General features: G+C 52.7%; 14 protein-coding genes. 7 read left to right on the top strand and 7 right to left on the bottom strand.

Features of this window, described 5'->3' with window-relative positions; all coding sequences use genetic code 11:
* Positions 1-25: 25 nt before the first annotated feature.
* The 4 genes from qseB to ACUY4Q_RS03710 all read left to right on the top strand — a co-directional run bounded on the left by qseB (position 26) and on the right by ACUY4Q_RS03710 (position 3,066).
* Complete coding sequence (qseB, locus tag ACUY4Q_RS03725) at positions 26-685, top strand: quorum sensing response regulator transcription factor QseB (RefSeq protein ID WP_458045746.1); 660 nt, start codon at positions 26-28, stop codon at positions 683-685.
* Positions 682-2,034: a quorum sensing histidine kinase QseC gene (gene qseC, locus ACUY4Q_RS03720; protein ID WP_458045745.1), complete on the top strand. Its 1,353-nt coding sequence runs from the start codon at positions 682-684 to the stop codon at positions 2,032-2,034. The genes qseB and qseC overlap by 4 nt, the downstream gene beginning before the upstream one ends.
* Before the next feature lie 105 nt (positions 2,035-2,139).
* Positions 2,140-2,721: an NAD(P)H-dependent oxidoreductase gene (locus tag ACUY4Q_RS03715; protein ID WP_458045744.1), complete on the top strand. Its 582-nt coding sequence runs from the start codon at positions 2,140-2,142 to the stop codon at positions 2,719-2,721.
* 30 nt (positions 2,722-2,751) lie between these two features.
* Positions 2,752-3,066 (top strand): putative quinol monooxygenase, encoded by a 315-nt coding sequence (locus ACUY4Q_RS03710; RefSeq protein ID WP_458045743.1) that lies wholly within the window; start codon positions 2,752-2,754, stop codon positions 3,064-3,066.
* A gap of 477 nt (positions 3,067-3,543) precedes the next feature.
* Here ACUY4Q_RS03710 and ACUY4Q_RS03705 read toward each other — a convergent pair whose 3' ends face one another.
* The 3 genes from ACUY4Q_RS03705 to ACUY4Q_RS03695 all read right to left on the bottom strand — a co-directional run bounded on the left by ACUY4Q_RS03705 (position 3,544) and on the right by ACUY4Q_RS03695 (position 7,952).
* Positions 3,544-4,734: a glycoside hydrolase family 88 protein gene (locus ACUY4Q_RS03705; RefSeq protein ID WP_458045742.1), complete on the bottom strand. Its 1,191-nt coding sequence runs from the start codon at positions 4,732-4,734 to the stop codon at positions 3,544-3,546.
* Positions 4,735-4,766: 32 nt separating this feature from the next.
* Positions 4,767-6,035 (bottom strand): oligosaccharide MFS transporter, encoded by a 1,269-nt coding sequence (locus tag ACUY4Q_RS03700; protein ID WP_458045741.1) that lies wholly within the window; start codon positions 6,033-6,035, stop codon positions 4,767-4,769.
* A 78-nt stretch (positions 6,036-6,113) separates the two neighbouring features.
* On the bottom strand, positions 6,114-7,952 hold the full coding sequence (locus tag ACUY4Q_RS03695) for a DUF2264 domain-containing protein (RefSeq protein ID WP_458045740.1): 1,839 nt from the start codon (positions 7,950-7,952) through the stop codon (positions 6,114-6,116).
* A gap of 164 nt (positions 7,953-8,116) precedes the next feature.
* On the opposite strand from ACUY4Q_RS03695, the gene ACUY4Q_RS03690 reads away from it, so the two are divergent.
* Positions 8,117-8,974, top strand: a complete 858-nt coding sequence (locus ACUY4Q_RS03690) for a helix-turn-helix transcriptional regulator (RefSeq protein ID WP_458047254.1) — start codon at positions 8,117-8,119, stop codon at positions 8,972-8,974.
* Positions 8,975-9,028: 54 nt separating this feature from the next.
* Here ACUY4Q_RS03690 and ACUY4Q_RS03685 read toward each other — a convergent pair whose 3' ends face one another.
* The 3 genes from ACUY4Q_RS03685 to uxuA form a co-directional block, all read right to left on the bottom strand.
* Entirely contained in the window at positions 9,029-9,367 is a 339-nt protein-coding gene (locus ACUY4Q_RS03685) for a DUF1869 domain-containing protein (RefSeq protein ID WP_458045739.1), read from the bottom strand.
* A 10-nt stretch (positions 9,368-9,377) separates the two neighbouring features.
* Positions 9,378-9,710 (bottom strand): TehB family protein, encoded by a 333-nt coding sequence (locus tag ACUY4Q_RS03680; RefSeq protein WP_458045738.1) that lies wholly within the window; start codon positions 9,708-9,710, stop codon positions 9,378-9,380.
* A gap of 186 nt (positions 9,711-9,896) precedes the next feature.
* Complete coding sequence (uxuA, locus tag ACUY4Q_RS03675) at positions 9,897-10,961, bottom strand: mannonate dehydratase (RefSeq protein WP_458045737.1); 1,065 nt, start codon at positions 10,959-10,961, stop codon at positions 9,897-9,899.
* Between the two features lie 326 nt (positions 10,962-11,287).
* On the opposite strand from uxuA, the gene uxaC reads away from it, so the two are divergent.
* Together uxaC and ACUY4Q_RS03665 are read left to right on the top strand one after the other, a co-directional pair.
* Positions 11,288-12,694: a glucuronate isomerase gene (gene uxaC, locus ACUY4Q_RS03670; protein ID WP_458045736.1), complete on the top strand. Its 1,407-nt coding sequence runs from the start codon at positions 11,288-11,290 to the stop codon at positions 12,692-12,694.
* A gap of 23 nt (positions 12,695-12,717) precedes the next feature.
* The gene (locus tag ACUY4Q_RS03665) at positions 12,718-14,250 is read left to right on the top strand and encodes an MFS transporter (RefSeq protein WP_458045735.1); all 1,533 of its coding nucleotides are present in this window, start codon (positions 12,718-12,720) and stop codon (positions 14,248-14,250) included.
* 49 nt (positions 14,251-14,299) lie between these two features.
* On the opposite strand, the gene parE is transcribed toward ACUY4Q_RS03665, so the two are convergent.
* Positions 14,300-16,192, bottom strand: a complete 1,893-nt coding sequence (gene parE, locus ACUY4Q_RS03660) for a DNA topoisomerase IV subunit B (protein ID WP_458047253.1) — start codon at positions 16,190-16,192, stop codon at positions 14,300-14,302.
* Positions 16,193-16,207: the final 15 nt, after the last annotated feature.

Here is a 16,207-nt window from a genome sequence, read left to right as displayed (position 1 = left end):
CAGACGAGACAAAAAGGAATCTCCTGTGCGTGTGTTACTGATTGAAGATGACAAACTCATTGGCGACGGCATCAAAGCGGGGTTAAGCAAGTTAGGATTCAGCCCTGACTGGTTCACCGACGGGCATCTTGGCAAAGAGGCGCTGTACAGCGCACCTTACGATGCGGTGGTACTCGATTTAACGCTGCCCGGTCTGGACGGGCTTGAGATCCTGCGTGAGTGGCGCGATAAAGGCCGCAGCGAGCCGGTATTGATTCTCACCGCCCGCGACGCGCTCGACCAGCGCGTGGAAGGGTTACGGCTGGGGGCGGACGACTATCTCTGTAAACCCTTTGCGCTCATTGAAGTCGCGGCCCGACTGGAAGCGCTGGTGCGCCGTAGCCACGGTCAGGCACGCAGCGAGCTTCGCCACGGGAAGGTGACGCTCGACCCCGTTAGCCTGGTCGCCACTCTGGCAGGCGAACCGCTTACCCTTAAACCCAAAGAGTTTGCCCTGCTGGAACTGCTTATGCGCAATAGCGGTCGCGTGCTGCCGCGTAAACTGATCGAAGAGAAAATTTATAACTGGGATGACGAGGTCTCCAGTAACGCGGTAGAAGTGCATGTTCATCATTTACGCCGCAAGCTCGGCAGCGATGTTATTCGCACCGTTCACGGCATCGGCTACACCCTGGGTGACGCATGATATGGCCTAACATTTCCAGCCTGCGCCTGCGCCTGACGCTGCTGTTTTTACTGCTGGCGACGATCGCCTGGCTCAGCGCCAGCGTGGTGGCCTGGCAGCAGACACGCGACAGACTGGACGAACTTTTCGACACGCAGCAGATGCTGTTCGCCAAACGGCTCAGCACCATGAGCCTTGATGACCTCAGCCGCATTCAGGGTGCCGCCCTGCCCGATAGAAAGGTCAAAAAGGGCCATCTGGACGACGACGTGCTGGCCTTTGCCATTTTCTCACTCGACGGCAAAAGGGTGCTTCACGATGGCGACAATGGCGAACAGATCCCGTGGCACTATCGCCGTGACGGCTTTGAAGAGGGTCACCTGAAAGATGACAATGACGCGTGGCGCTTCCTGTGGCTCACCTCAGCGGACGGGCGCTATCGGATTGCGGTCGGTCAGGAGTGGGATTATCGCAGGGAAATGGCGGTCGACATTATCACCTCTCAGCTCACGCCCTGGCTGGTGGCGCTGCCGCTGATGCTCATACTGTTAATCCTGTTATTGAGCCGGGAACTCGCACCTCTGCGACGCCTGGCGCAGGCGTTGCGGGTGCGCGCGCCGGACAATGCCTCACCGCTTGATAACACCGGCGTCCCCAATGAAGTCCGTCCACTGGTGGATGCCCTCAACCAACTCTTTACCCGCACGCAGAACATGATGCAGCGCGAGCGGCGCTTTACGTCCGATGCTGCCCATGAACTTCGCAGCCCGTTGACTGCGCTTAAGGTGCAAACGGAAGTCGCCCAACTGTCGCAGGAGGATCCGCAGGGGCGTCAAAAAGCGCTGAACCAGTTACATGCTGGCATTGACCGCGCCTCCCGCCTCGTCGATCAGCTGCTCACCCTCTCCCGTCTTGATTCGCTGGAAAGTCTTGAGGATGTTGAATCAGTACCACTGGATACGCTACTGCAGTCGTCAGTCATGGACATTTATCACACGGCCCGGCAGGCAGGTGTTGAGGTGCGTCTGGCAATCAATGCTGCAGGCATCACTCACACCGGGCAGCCGCTGCTGTTGAGCCTGCTGGTGCGCAACTTACTGGACAACGCCGTGCGCTACAGCAAGGCGGGCAGCATCGTGACCGTCACGCTCGACGATGGTGCTTTTTATGTTAGCGACAACGGTCCCGGCATCAGCGACGACGCCCTGGCCCGCCTCGGCGAGCGTTTTTATCGACCACCGGGTCAACACGAGACCGGCAGCGGATTGGGATTATCTATCGTGCAGCGTATCGCCCGCATGCATCACATGACGGCGACATTTAAAAATGCGCCCACAGGCGGGTTTATCGCGGAAATTCGCTTCGGGTGATTATTGCTAAATACGCAAAAGTCTTTGCACGTTTTGCCTGGTTCGTCAAAGGTCTTATCAGGATAGAATTGCCGCCATTGACGTTTCGCTAAGGACATATCCCCGATGAGCAATATCCTGATTATCAATGGCGCCAAAAAATTCGCCCATTCTAACGGTCAACTTAATGACACCCTGACCGCCGTTGCCGAGAGCTTCCTGCGTGATGCCGGGCATCAGGTCAAAGCCGTGCGTACCGACGGCGACTACGACATTCAAGCGGAAGTGCAGAACTTTTTGTGGGCTGACGTGGTTATCTGGCAGATGCCGGGCTGGTGGATGGGTGCGCCCTGGACCGTGAAAAAATACATGGACGACATCTTTACTGAAGGTCATGGCGCGCTGTACGCCAGCGACGGACGCAGCCGCTCTGATGCCTCTAAAAAATACGGTTCCGGCGGTCTGATTCAGGGCAAAAAATATATGCTCTCGCTGACCTGGAACGCCCCTCTTGATGCGTTTAACGACGAAGATCAGTTCTTCCATGGCGTCGGCGTTGACGGCGTTTATCTGCCCTTCCATAAAGCGAACCAGTTCCTGGGCATGGAATCGCTGCCGACCTTCATCGTCAATGACGTGATTAAAATGCCGGACGTGCCGCGTTACATCGAGGAATATCGCAAGCATCTTGGGCAAATTTTTGCTTAACTGAGAGGCTGGACTTAGAAGGAGTTAACCATGTTGACAGTGATTGCAGAAATTCGTACCCGCCCAGGGCAGCACCATCGTCAGGCGGTTCTTGATCAATTTGCGAAAATTATCCCGACAGTGTTGCAGGAAGAAGGCTGCCATGGCTACACGCCGTGGGTAGACCATGCCGCAGGCGTCAGTTTTCAGACCGCCGCCCCCGATTCCATTGTGATGGTTGAACAGTGGGAAACGGTAGCGCACCTTGAAGCGCACCTTGCTACAGCGCATATGAAAGCCTGGAGTGAAGCGGTGAAAGGCGATGTGCTGGAAACCCATATTCGCATTCTGGAGCAAGGGGTTTAAGCCTCTGCGTTCGACTCTCTCCCACCGGGCGTGGATCGCCAGTAGCATTTTGCTTTACAGCGATAACACTGCGCCATGTGAATAAAACCGTTACCGCGATGACAGGGTCCGGCTGAAAATCGACGAAGCGTATCCGTAAGGCCGGGGCGACGCGCAGGGATGCGCGGCGAGGGCGACTTTACACGGACGTTTACTTCGCCTGTCCCCGATAAGCCTGAAGGAAGGCGCTAAGTGAACCGCGCCAGCGGCGATTTTCCTGGCCGGGAGCCCGGGTCGCCAGGGTGGTGGCGGTGAACCACCCTGGCACGTTCACGGGTTCTGGCGTGACAGAAAAGCAAGGAAAATAAGGTGAACGGAACGACCCTCAGAGCCGCATATTCCCCCTCGCCCTACCCTCTCCCCAAAGAGGAGAGGGAACAGTCCGTGCTCGCATTTTTGTGGGGATACCTCAACCATTGGGGAGAGAGCAACACCAATCTACCAGTACAACTTCCAGCTCTGACTAAACCGCATCAACGCTTCGACGTAAAAATAATCCCCCCAGCTACAGCATTCATCCACCCCTTTATCGCTGGCAAGATGGTACACCGAGTGTTTGAGCAGCCCGTTGGTTGGCTCGTCACGCCTTGCCAGATAGTGTTTACCCAGCGAAGACATGATGCGCATCGCCCACTGCTGATAACGTTCGCGATCCGGATCGGTGACCGGCAGATGTTTAATCAGCTCAAGCAGCCCGCAGACGGCAATGGCTGCCGAAGAAGAATCCCGCAGTGCGTCAGTGTCGACCAGCGCCAGATCCCAGTGACAGACGGCATCTTCCGGCAGACGGTTCAGGAAGTAATTGGCCAGCCTTTTTGAGAGCGCCACCATCTCTCTGTCGCCGGTATAAATGAAACTCAGCAGGAAACCGTAAATTCCCCATGCCTGCCCGCGTGACCAGCAGGAGTCATCCGCATAACCTTGTTGCGTATTGCCGTAACGCGGTTCACCCGTCTTCACATCCATATAATAGGTATGAAACGTAGAAGCATCCTCGCGAATCAGGTACTTCGCGGCCTGATTGACATGCGCCTGCGCCGCTGCGGCAAAACGCGGGTCGCCGGTCTGCTCGCTCGCCCAGTAGAGCAGCGGCAGGTTCATATTGCAGTCGATGATCATACGCCCGGCCTGCTCCGGGTCGCTCAAATCGCCCCACGCCTGAATGATGTGCGCTTTAGGATGAAAACGCTCCAGCAGCGCCTCTGCCGCCTGCAGGGCAAAGCCGCGCGCATCACGACAACCGGTCAACCGCCAGGCCGGCACGCAGGAAAGCGTATACAGAAAGCCCAAATCATGGGTGTTGGTATCATTGCGCCCGGCAATGCGCAGGCCAAAAGAGCGGACGTTTTTTTCCGCCAGCGCCCGGAAGGTTTCATCACCGGTCATCTCCCAGGCAAGCCAGAGTTGCCCGGTCCAGAAACTGGTGGTCCACTCTACGTTTTCCGTCAGTGGGTAGTAGCCGTTTACACAAGTTTCAGCGGGAAACTGCTCACCGAATTGCGTTAAATGACGACGAATCAGTTCGAGGGTATGTTGCCGTGCGCTGTCCAGCTCATCAGAAAACGCTTGCCGACTGAGCGGTGCGCCCGGACATTCACGTAACGGTTCCTCAACGATTTTACTTAACATAGTTCGGTTCCTTCTTTTAAAAATACCCGGTGTTAACGCGAAAGAGAGTTGCCTGCGATATCGACTGGCGTACGCTGCCGCCATTTACTTTGGCAAGCGGAGAGCGTCCATGCGGAGATGACCGTAAAGGTCAGCGCCGTCGCGCCCATAATGATGTAGGTGTTTTCAAAGCCGATGCGGTCATATAACAATCCGGCTGGAGAGGAGACCACCACATTACCGACATACAACATGGCCTGATAACCTAATAAATACATGGTGGCATTAACCCGTTTGTCAAAATGCTCAGCAATATATTTAAATACGGAGACCAGCAGCAGACAGATTTCGAGACCGTACAACGGTTTCAATACAGAGATTAATAAATGTGAATCGCAAAGGCCTGAAATAATAAGACGAGCACCCACCACCAGGCCAACAATTAATAACCCGCGTTTCGCGCCGATATAATTCACCACCAGCGGGATCACCATATACATGATAAATTCCATCCCGGACTGTACGGTGCCGAGATAGCCAAAGACGGCATTACCCTGATGAATGTCGTCAAAGAAGGTGACGAAATAACGGGAGAACTGCTGCTCGGCGATAAACATCATCCACGCCACGCCGGCGACATACAGGCAGAATGCCCAGAACTTGCGGTTACGTAACAGCGCGTAGACATCTGCCGGCACAATCTTCTCTTTGGTTAACACGTCACTGGCGTTAGCCGCATTAACGTTCACTTTCAGGCTCAGCAGCACAATGAACATCACCACGGATGCGACGCTGCCCATAATGAAGTTCCACGACGGAGAGATGTTAAACAGCAGGCCGGAGAAAGAGGACGCCACCGCCCAGCCCAGCGATCCCCACATGCGAATCTGCCCAAACTCCATACTGTTTAAACGGCTGTAGCGGTCGCTGTAAGATTCACATGCTGCCACGCCGGCATACCACGCAAAGCTTAAATAAATCGCGCCGACAATAATCCCGAGCATAGTGTTTGAGAGTAATAACGGCTGGTACACATAAATAAAGAACGGGGCCATTAATGCTGACATTAATACGACAAAATAGAGCAGATATTTACTCATGCCGATTTTATCGAGAATATAGCCATATATCGGTTTCAGGATAACCGAGAATATCCCGTTGACGGCAAACACTGTACCAATAACGGTGCCACTCAGGTTAGCTTTTTGCCCAAGCCAGATAGCTAATAAGCCAATACTGGCTGACCAGGTAAAAAAGTAGAGAAAGATAAAGGAACTGATTTTGTAATATTCAGTCCGGGTATTGATGGCTGATTTTTCCATACTATCCTCGACAAATCGTGTAGCGTTCAGAGATTGCGAATGGCGATAATATTTCTGTTATTTTTCTGGCGGCGCAGATTAATGCGCGAGTGTTATTATTGTATTGTGCTCTTTACTCTTCACCCGCAGACATTCGGGCTCAATCGTTAATTCCGGTACAGCAGAATAAAAATCATTTGGGCTTAAACTTGCCTGCACTGCGCAGGCCAACCAGTGTTCCCCGGCTGGCAGAATGTTATGTAGCATGGGGATGGCCGCACACTCAGCAAACATGATGCTGCTATTGGGTGGCGTTACCACGCAATCGGCCTCGCGCTGCTGGTGGGACGAAAGATCGACAATCGCACTCACCCCATTTTCAGCCGCCACCAGACAGCCTTTGAACCTGCCCTGCATCAGCGGCTGGGGCTCTGCTTTCATGACCGCAAAACCGCCCTCCACGCTGTGCAGTTCACGCGCCATTTGGATGCGGTGTACCCGCAGATGCCACTCCCCGCAGGGGATAAGCCAGGTACTTACCTGCACATCGCGCCACGGCGACCAGCGAGAGAAGATGTGATCCTCCTGCACCACCACCTCGTCACACGCCCGACGCCCACGAAAATAGTCGTCTCCCTCACTCAGTAGCAGCATGGAATCACATGCCGCATGTTTAATACCGTAGCGTCCACGCTCAATGGTGAAACCAAACCGGCTGGAGTAGGCAAATTTGGTGTATTTCGCCTCGGTATTCACATAATTGTTCAGCTCCAGTTGCCCGGACGTCAGCATATAAACGTGCCGTGCATCTGCCGTGTGCACCAGAATTTGCTGGGCATGGGGAATAGCGCGTGGCGACGCCAGGGTCGGCAACGGTGCCTCCTCGGCCTGCCAGAAACGATGGCTCTCCGGCAGGGCCAGAATCAGGAACACTTTCAACGCCCAATAAGGCGAGCCCGGTGAGTTGTAGTCCTCGCACATTGCCAGATTGGGGTAGGCGAACCCGAGCGTCAGAATCCCGTCACGATCGAAAATCGGCTGTGACAGCCACCAGCGAAGATGACGTAAAATAAGGCCCTTCACGATGCCAGGATGAAGCACCGGCAGCTCAGACCAGGCTACCGCGCTCCAGAAGGCCACCATCGCAAAGCGATAGGTCAGGCTGCGCCCAAAGGGGATGGATTCGCCCCCGGCGGCGGACATATAAATGAAATCCTCAGCAAACAGCACCGCGCGTTCACGCAGAATGCGGGCCCTTTCCGGGTCATCTTTGCCGTTGAGGGTAGCGTAAATCAGGCCGTAAAAATGAAAGGCCATGGAGATGTAATAGTCTTTAGGGCGACCAGGACCGTCCGAGTACCAGCCCTCCCCCAGATAGTAGGCTTCCATGAGGGTAAAACGATGGTCAATGGCCTGCTGATCCCAGGGCAGCCCGGCGCGCTTAAAGCCCAATTGCACCAGGATCGCGAAATAATTCCAGTTGCTGTCCGGCATCCGGGCATCGGTGATTTGGTTCAGCCAGCGGTGCAGGTTGTCACGTTCACGGGCGCTAAAACCGGTGAGACTTTCTTCCTGAAGTAATGCCAGCCCCAGCCCCCAGGCTGCCATCTCCACCAGTCGCTGATCGTACGGGCCAGTGTCCCCCCAGTAACCGTCACTTTCAGGACAGGTCCCCTGCTTAAGCGCAGCGATGTATTTATCGGCCAGAGCCGTCGACTCGCCACCGGCCAACAGGGGGAATATGCCCCACATCGCCCGCGATAATCCTTCCATCTCCGCGATTTCCGCCCCGTAGTGCGCACAGGTATCGCCGAGCGAAAACCCTGCACTGCCCGCCGGAAACTGGTTGTCCAGCGCATTCAGCATCCTCGTCAGCGCCGCCACGACATCCTGGCGGGAAGACAATGAAATTGATTTTTTTCCTTTGGACATCGGCATCGGTTCGCTCCCCTGTTAAGTGGCTAAAGGATAGTGAATCGCCCCTGGGCAGAAATGTTACCCCGGTCACACTGATGAGCTTTGTTTAAACCCGCTGTTGAGGAAATTTAAAATGGTGGTTTATAACGGTGGCTAACAGCATAAAAATTGAGATCTATTGCACCATGCGCGACAACGGCCATGCAGAACGTCTGGAGCTGATCACCCTCAACGATGCGGTGGTATCGTTCAGCCGCCTGTTTGCTAATACGGTTCGCTATCATCACTGGCATCAATGTCTCGAAGTGCTTTATGTCGAGGAAGGCTTTGGCGTGGTGATTGTTGATAATCGCCAGTACACCATGCGCCCTGGCAGGCTCTTTTTCTTCCCCCCCTTTACGCTGCATAAAGTGATGGTCGATGAGCAGGTGCAGGACAGCTATCGGCGGACCATTATCCATGTCGATCATCATGCGGTGCTGAAGCTGTTGCGGGATTTCCCGCACAACCAGCGGCGCTTACAGCGGCTATCAGCACGCAGCGGTGCGGCAGTGGTCATGGACGCGGCGGCCATTCATTCGCATATCGATCACCTGTTTAGCGACTATGCCCGAATGGCAATGCAGGCACGCCTGACCGCAGAACAGGTGGCCTGCCTGCTCCTGACGCTACTCAATATGCTCCCGGAAGAGCAGGAAAAATTGCCGGAAGCACAGACCGGCGTCGCCACCCCGGTGATGTTCTGGCTGGAGGAGAATTATCAGCACAAATTCAGTCTGGATAAGCTGGCAGACGATTTGGGAAAATCGCGCAGTTATGTCTCAAGGCGCTTTCACTTTGAAACCGGCGAGCCGATTCATCAGTATTTAAACACCCTGCGGTTGCGTAAAGCCTGCGAATTATTGTTGCACAGTACGCGCAGTATCAGTGATATCGCCAGGGAAAGCGGCTTCTCCGATGTCACTTATTTTATCAGCGCTTTTAAAAAAGGGATTGGCGAGACACCGCTGCGCTATCGTAAGAATCACACCCCGGCCAGTTGACATCCGCCCGGTCAGCCCTGTGGCATGGCCAGGCTTGTCAGGTTCCGCAGCGCTTTACCAGCCGCAGACGTTGGTCTCTTCGTCTGATTCATAGCCGCGAACGATATTAATCAGATCCTTAACGGCATCGGCGGCAAAGGTGGGATCGCTGAGGTTGGCCAGCGTTAACCTGTCTTTGTCGACAGAAACCCCGTTATTGTTGTTAGTCACGGTCAGCACAAAGCCTTGTTCACTTTCACTTTTATCCGCCAGCTGTGCGACCAGTTCATTAACAGCCCCAGCGGCAACGTCTGGCACATACAGCGCCATCGGTTTCAGCCAGATTTTTTCATGGGTTTCGCTGCTGCCGCGGTGGGTTACCGCTAAGGTATAACCCTGGTTTTCAGTGGTCATCTTTCCTCCCTTAACCTTCAATCAAAATTTGGGGATCAACCCAGAAATCAACGTTAAACACCGTATCTTCCGTTAACGCTTCAATACGATGCCAGACCTCTGCCGGGAAAACGCCGAATTGTCCGGCTTCGATGGTTAATGTGTCGACAGGCTCCGGGCTGGTCTCATCGGCATAACCGTAGTAACGGATGGTGCCCTGCATGACGCTCAGGCGGGGGTAAACACCCTGTCGCGTGCCCGCATCCAGATGACGCTGCCAGATAGAGGCGGGTGCTGTTTCATTTGTCCATAAAGGTGTGGTGCGGACGTGAACATAATTCGTTGGTATAACAATGCGTTCCATGTTTCATCCTCGTAGGATTGAGTGTCGGGAGAAACGTTATATTGCATATAAAATACGCCTTTAAGCGGCGGATGTGAATGTTAAAAGGCCGGGTACAACATGAGGGGTAGAGAGGGGGTAGACAGGCGTAAATCTGAAGTCAGAAGCGCGTGCTGGCGACAGCGTATCGCCAGCACGAGGGGAAATTTAACGTTTTTGCAAGGCTTCCCACAGCCCAAGGAGATAGGTCACGCCCAGTGCGCGGTCATATAAACCGTAGCCCGGTCGACCGGTTTCTCCCCAGATGAAACGACCGTGATCCGGGCGAATATAGCCATCAAAACCGTTGTCATGCAGCGACTGCATCACTTTGTACATGTCCAGAGAACCGTACTGCGACGGGTGTGCACACTCATAAAAATCTTTATCTTTGATTAACTTAATGTTGCGTACGTGCGCAAAATGGATGCGCTTGCGGCGGCTAAACTCCGCCAGGATCTCATAGACATTATTATCAGGATCTTCGGCAATCGATCCGGTGCAGAGGGTGATGCCATTGGCTTCAGAATCCACGGCGTTACACAGCCAGTCCAGATCCTGACGATTTTTTACCACACGCGGCAGACCGAAAATGGAGTACGGCGGATCGTCCGGATGAATCGCCATTTTGACGCCGACTTCTTCACAGACAGGAATAATAGCCTTCAGGAAGTAGACCAGGTTTTCGCGCAGCTTCTCATCGTCCACATCTTTGTAGCTGGCAAACAGCTCTTGCACCTGTGCCAGCCGCTCAGGCTCCCAGCCCGGCAGCGCAAAACCGTTTGAATTACTCAGTACTTCGCTGACCACTTCTTCGAGGCTTTTATCGATATCTTTCTTTTCAAAGGCCATGGTCAGCGAACCGTCCGGCAGAACATAGTTCATGTCGGTCTTCATCCAGTCAAAAACCGGCATGAAGTTGTAGCAGATGACCTTTACCCCAAAGCGGGCAAGGTTACGTATGGTTTGCTTGTAGTTTTCAATATAACGTTCGCGGCTCGGCAGACCAATTTTGATGTCATCATGAATATTAACGCTTTCAATGACTTCCATCTTAAGCCCGGCAGCATGTGCCTGGCCAACCAGCGCTTCAATTTTCTCAACCGGCCATAACTCTCCGACGGGCACATCATAAAGCGCACCCACAACCCCTTCCACGCCAGGAACCTGACGGATGTACTCAAGAGAGACTTTGTCCTCTTTCGGCCCAAACCACCGCATTGTCATCTGCATACAACAACCTCGATTCGAATTTGTTAACAACATCTACCATACTAGTAGTTACTAACGATTACAGTAAAACTGCGAGCCAGATTAATCAATATATTTCTTAAACAAATAATCATCGGTAAATGAAATGATATGAATGTTAAATATCAGTTAATTAAAAAAAAGCATTTATCAATAAGACACAATATTAAATTTTGACCATCCTCACATTATTAAAAATCAATCTTGTATGGTAGTAGACTGTAAAATTTATAGGTATACCGTAAAAACGGTAACGTTATTCCATTCATTCAAAAATTGCATACCAAAAATTCAGGAGCACGTCGAAGATGTCACTGATAAATGACGACTTTATGCTTACCAGCAAAGCGGGACAAACGCTTTACAGACGCTACGCGAAGAATCAACCGATAATTGATTATCATTGTCATCTGGAAGCTAAAGACATTTTTGAGAATAAACCCTTTCGTGATATCACCCAGCTTTGGCTTGAGGGTGACCACTACAAATGGCGCGCCATGCGCGCAAATGGTATTCATGAAAAATATATAACCGGGGCGGCTTCATCCGAAGAGAAATTTGAAGCATGGGCGAAAACCGTTGAATCGAGCTTTGGTAATCCGTTATATCACTGGACGCATCTTGAGCTTGCCGCCTATTTCGACATTCATTATCCCCTTAGTCATAAAAACTGGCGAGAGGTCATGACGGCTTGTAATAAAAAATTAGCCAGTCAAGATTTTCTTCCCAGAGCGTTAATAACACGGTCACATGTTGAAGTGATCTGTACCACCGACAAACCTCTGGATGATTTAAAATATCATCAGCTTCTGCAGCAGGAAGAGGGGTTTAAAACCAAAGTCCTTCCCACCTTTCGCCCGGATGAACTTTTCGAAGCGGACCCGACACGCTTTTGTCAATTCATCTCCGAGCTTAGTCAAGCCACTGACATCGCTGTCACCGATCTGGCGTCATTTATAAACGCCATCGGCCTGCGCATTGACTACTTCCATCACGTTGGCTGCCGCATTTCGGATCACGGCCCGCTGGAAGTGGCCTACCGCCCGGTAACTGACGAACAGGCTACTGCCTTATTTGCCGCCAGACTGTCAGAGCGCGAACTGACGCAGACGGAAATGCAGGCATGGAACAGCCTGATATTTGTCAGACTTGCCGCCCTGTACAAGCAAAAAGAGTGGGCCATGCAAATTCATTTTGGCGCTATCCGTAATAATAATGCGCGCCAGTATCATGCCGTCGGCATTAATAGTGGATTTGATTCTATTGCCGATCAGGAAAACCTCGCAACCAATCTTAATGCGTTGCTCAATGCGATGATGGAAAATAATGGATTGCCAAAAACCATTATTTACAACCTCAACGCAAGCTATAACGATATTGTGGCTTCCGCCCTGGCTAATTTCCAGAACGGTGACGAAGGTATTAAATCGCCGATGCAATTTGGCTCCGGTTGGTGGTTTAACGACACTTACCGCGGCATGGTTAACCAACTGAATACACTTGCCGATCAGGGATTATTAGCTAATTTCATCGGCATGCTAACCGACTCCCGCAGCTTCGTCTCTTATACCCGCCATGATTATTTCAGACGCATTCTTTGCAACCTGATTGGCGGCTGGGTCGACCGCGGAGAGGTGCCTGAAGATATGGATATACTAGCCAATATGGTGAAAGGGATTTGTGTCGATAACGCCCGCGCTTATTTCAAATTTTAATTTATCCAGTCACGAGATAAAATATGAAGCGTTCAGAAAGAAAAATCACCATCCCCGTCAGCATTGGTTATGGCCTGACGGATATTATGGGAGGCGGCGCCTTTACGGTTATTGGCGCATGGCTCTTATTCTATTACACCACCTTTGTGGGTTTATCCCCGCTTGAAGCCGCCTCCATCGTTGCCATCGCGCGAATCGTGGATGCCATTATCAGCCTGTTTATGGGCTCGTTTACCGATCATTTTTATAAAAATCCCCTTGGTAAGAAATTCGGCCGCCGCCGCTTTTTCTTGCTGATCGGCTCACCGCTGATGCTGGTTTATGCCCTGCTTTGGCTCAATGGCATGAACTATTGGTTCTACTTAAGCGTGTACCTCGCATTTGAAATTATTGCGGCAATGGTACTCATTCCGTGGGAAACGCTGCCTTCAGAGATGACCAAGGATTTCAATTCACGCACCAAGCTCTCAACCGGACGCATGTTTCTCTCCGCCACCGGTACTTTTCTCGCTACCTTTATCCCTGGGCTGCTGATTGGTTACCTGGGTGAAAAGAGCGCGGAAGCCTATCTGATCAACGGCATTGTTTTCGCCGTGGCCTTTATGGTTTGTGTACTGATTTCCTGGAAAGTGACTTGGGAACGCGAATTAACCCCTGAAATGCTCGCCGAACTGGAAAGCGATCGCGTAGCCTCACGGGTGAATGTTCTGGGACTCATCAAAGAGTATCTGTCGACGCTGAAAGTCCGCGCCTTTCGTAAACATCTGGCTATCTATCTGCTCTCATTTACCGCAAAAGATATCTACAACACCGTTTTTGTTTTCTTCTGCGTTTACTGTTTGCAGGTTTCCTCTGCCTTCGCAGGCAGCCTGCTCTCAATGAGTATCATTGGCCTGCCGGTAACACTGGTCGCCGGGTTCGCCATCATTAAGTTCGGCCCGTCAAAACTGTATGTTTTTGCCTACAGCCTGATGATGCTCTGCCTGGGTGGGATCCTGCTGGTTTACCTCTTCCCTACCGCACAGAAAGCGCTGCTGCTTGTTATTCTTGCCGGGTTGTATCAGGTTGGGCGCTGTGTACTGGAATTCACCCCGTGGAACGTTTTCCCGTTCATTCCGGATATTGATGAAATGATTACCCGCCAGCGTCGTGAAGGGCTGTTTGCCGCCGTCATGACCTTCTCGCGGAAAACCACGGTGGCGATCGCCACCTTTGTGGTGGGCTTTATTTTGCAGGAAGGCGGTTTTGTAAAAGGGAGCCAGATTCAGCCACCTGAAGCCGTGCATACCATCGCCATGACGCTGTTTATTGGGACGGCAGGTTTGCTGATTCTTGCGCTCTGGCAGGCACTGACCTTCCACCTGAATAAACAGACGCACAAAATCTTTGTTGATGAAGTCGAGAGACTGAAAAACAACGGTTCCCGTGCAGCAGTTACCCCGGAAACACGCAGAATTGTGGAAGACCTGACGGGGGTACGTTATGAGAAACTATGGCCGGATATGGACGCGCAAAATGCGAATAGTTCGCGCGCAACGCATCCATTAGCAGAGTAAACCGTAAGACACACGCTTCAGGCTTTGCGGCCTGAAGCGTTTCGCAACATCAGGCTTCGATGTCCGCCATGTCGCCCTTCTCCTGCAACCAGTTACGGCGGTCTTCAGAGCGTTTCTTGGCTAACAGCATGTCCATCATCGCATTAGTCTGCTGCTCATCTTCATCACTGATGACCAACTGCACCAGACGACGGGTGTTAGGATCGAGCGTCGTTTCACGCAGCTGCAACGGGTTCATTTCCCCAAGCCCTTTGAAGCGCTGAACATTTGGCTTACCCTTTTTGCGCTTGAGCTGTTCCAGCACACCGGTTTTTTCTTCTTCCGTGAGAGCGTAATAGACCTCTTTACCAAGATCGATACGGTAGAGCGGCGGCAAGGCTACGTACACATGGCCGTTTTTCACCAGCGCACGGAAATGCTTCACAAAGAGGGCACATAACAGCGTGGCAATGTGCAGGCCATCGGAGTCCGCATCCGCCAGGATACAGATTTTGCCGTAACGCAGCTGGCTCAGATCGTCGCTGTCCGGATCGATGCCGATCGCCACGGAGATATCGTGGACTTCCTGCGAGGCCAGCACTTCATCAGAAGAGACTTCCCAGGTATTGAGGATCTTACCCTTGAGCGGCATGATCGCCTGATACTCACGATCGCGCGCCTGTTTGGCGGATCCCCCTGCCGAGTCCCCTTCCACCAGGAACAGTTCGGTGCGGTTAAGATCCTGCGCGGTACAGTCTGCCAGCTTGCCGGGTAACGCCGGGCCACTGGTCAGTTTTTTACGTACCACTTTCTTGGCCGCACGCATACGGCGCTGGGCGCTGGAAATCGCCATTTCGGCCAGCATTTCAGCCGCCTGCACGTTCTGGTTGAGCCAAAGACTGAAGGCATCTTTTACCACGCCAGAGACGAAGGCCGCGCACTGGCGTGAGGAGAGACGTTCTTTGGTCTGGCCGGCAAACTGCGGATCCTGCATTTTGACCGACAGCACATAGGCGCAGCGTTCCCAGATATCTTCCGCCGACAGCTTCACGCCGCGCGGCAAAATGTTGCGGTATTCGCAAAACTCACGCATGGCATCCAGCAGTCCCTGACGCAGACCGTTCACATGCGTACCGCCCTGCATGGTCGGGATCAGGTTAACGTAGCTTTCTGTCAATAACTCACCGCCTTCCGGCAGCCAGAGCAGCGCCCAGTCAACGGCTTCCGTCTCAGCGGCAAAGTTCCCAACGAAAGGCTGCTGAGGCAGGGTTGGCAGACCGTTTACCGTTTCCATCAGATAATCGGTCAGGCCATCCTCATAGCACCAGCGCTGCTCGGTGTTGTTCACTTCGTCTTTAAAGGTGATTTCAACGCCAGGGCAAAGTACCGCTTTGGCTTTCAGCAGGTGCGACAGGCGTGAAACGGAGAAACGCGGGCTATCAAAGAACTGTTCATCCGGCCAGAAGTGAACGCTGGTGCCCGTGTTACGTTTGCCGCAGGTACCCACGACATTCAGGTCCTGGACCTTGTCACCGTTCTCAAATGCGATGTTATAAATTTGCCCATCACGTTTCACGTTGACTTCAACACGACGCGAGAGCGCATTCACCACGGAAATGCCCACACCGTGCAGACCACCGGAGAACTGGTAATTTTTATTGGAGAACTTGCCGCCTGCATGCAAACGGCAAAGGATCAGTTCAACCGCAGGAACGCCCTCTTCCGGGTGAATGTCCACCGGCATGCCGCGACCATCATCAATGACTTCCAGAGATTGATCGGCGTGCAAAATGACATCCACACGTTTGGCGTGGCCTGCCAGCGCTTCATCCACGCTGTTATCAATGACTTCCTGACCAAGATGGTTAGGACGGGTGGTATCGGTATACATCCCCGGACGGCGGCGAACCGGCTCAAGCCCGGTGAGTACCTCTATGGCATCAGCGTTATAGGATTGCGTCATGGTTTGTTCGTAGAT

The sequence above is a fragment of the Phytobacter cepae genome (genome assembly GCF_054165735.1).
The sequence above is the reverse complement of the archived record's forward strand: the minus strand, read 5'-3'. Positions and strand labels throughout refer to the sequence as shown.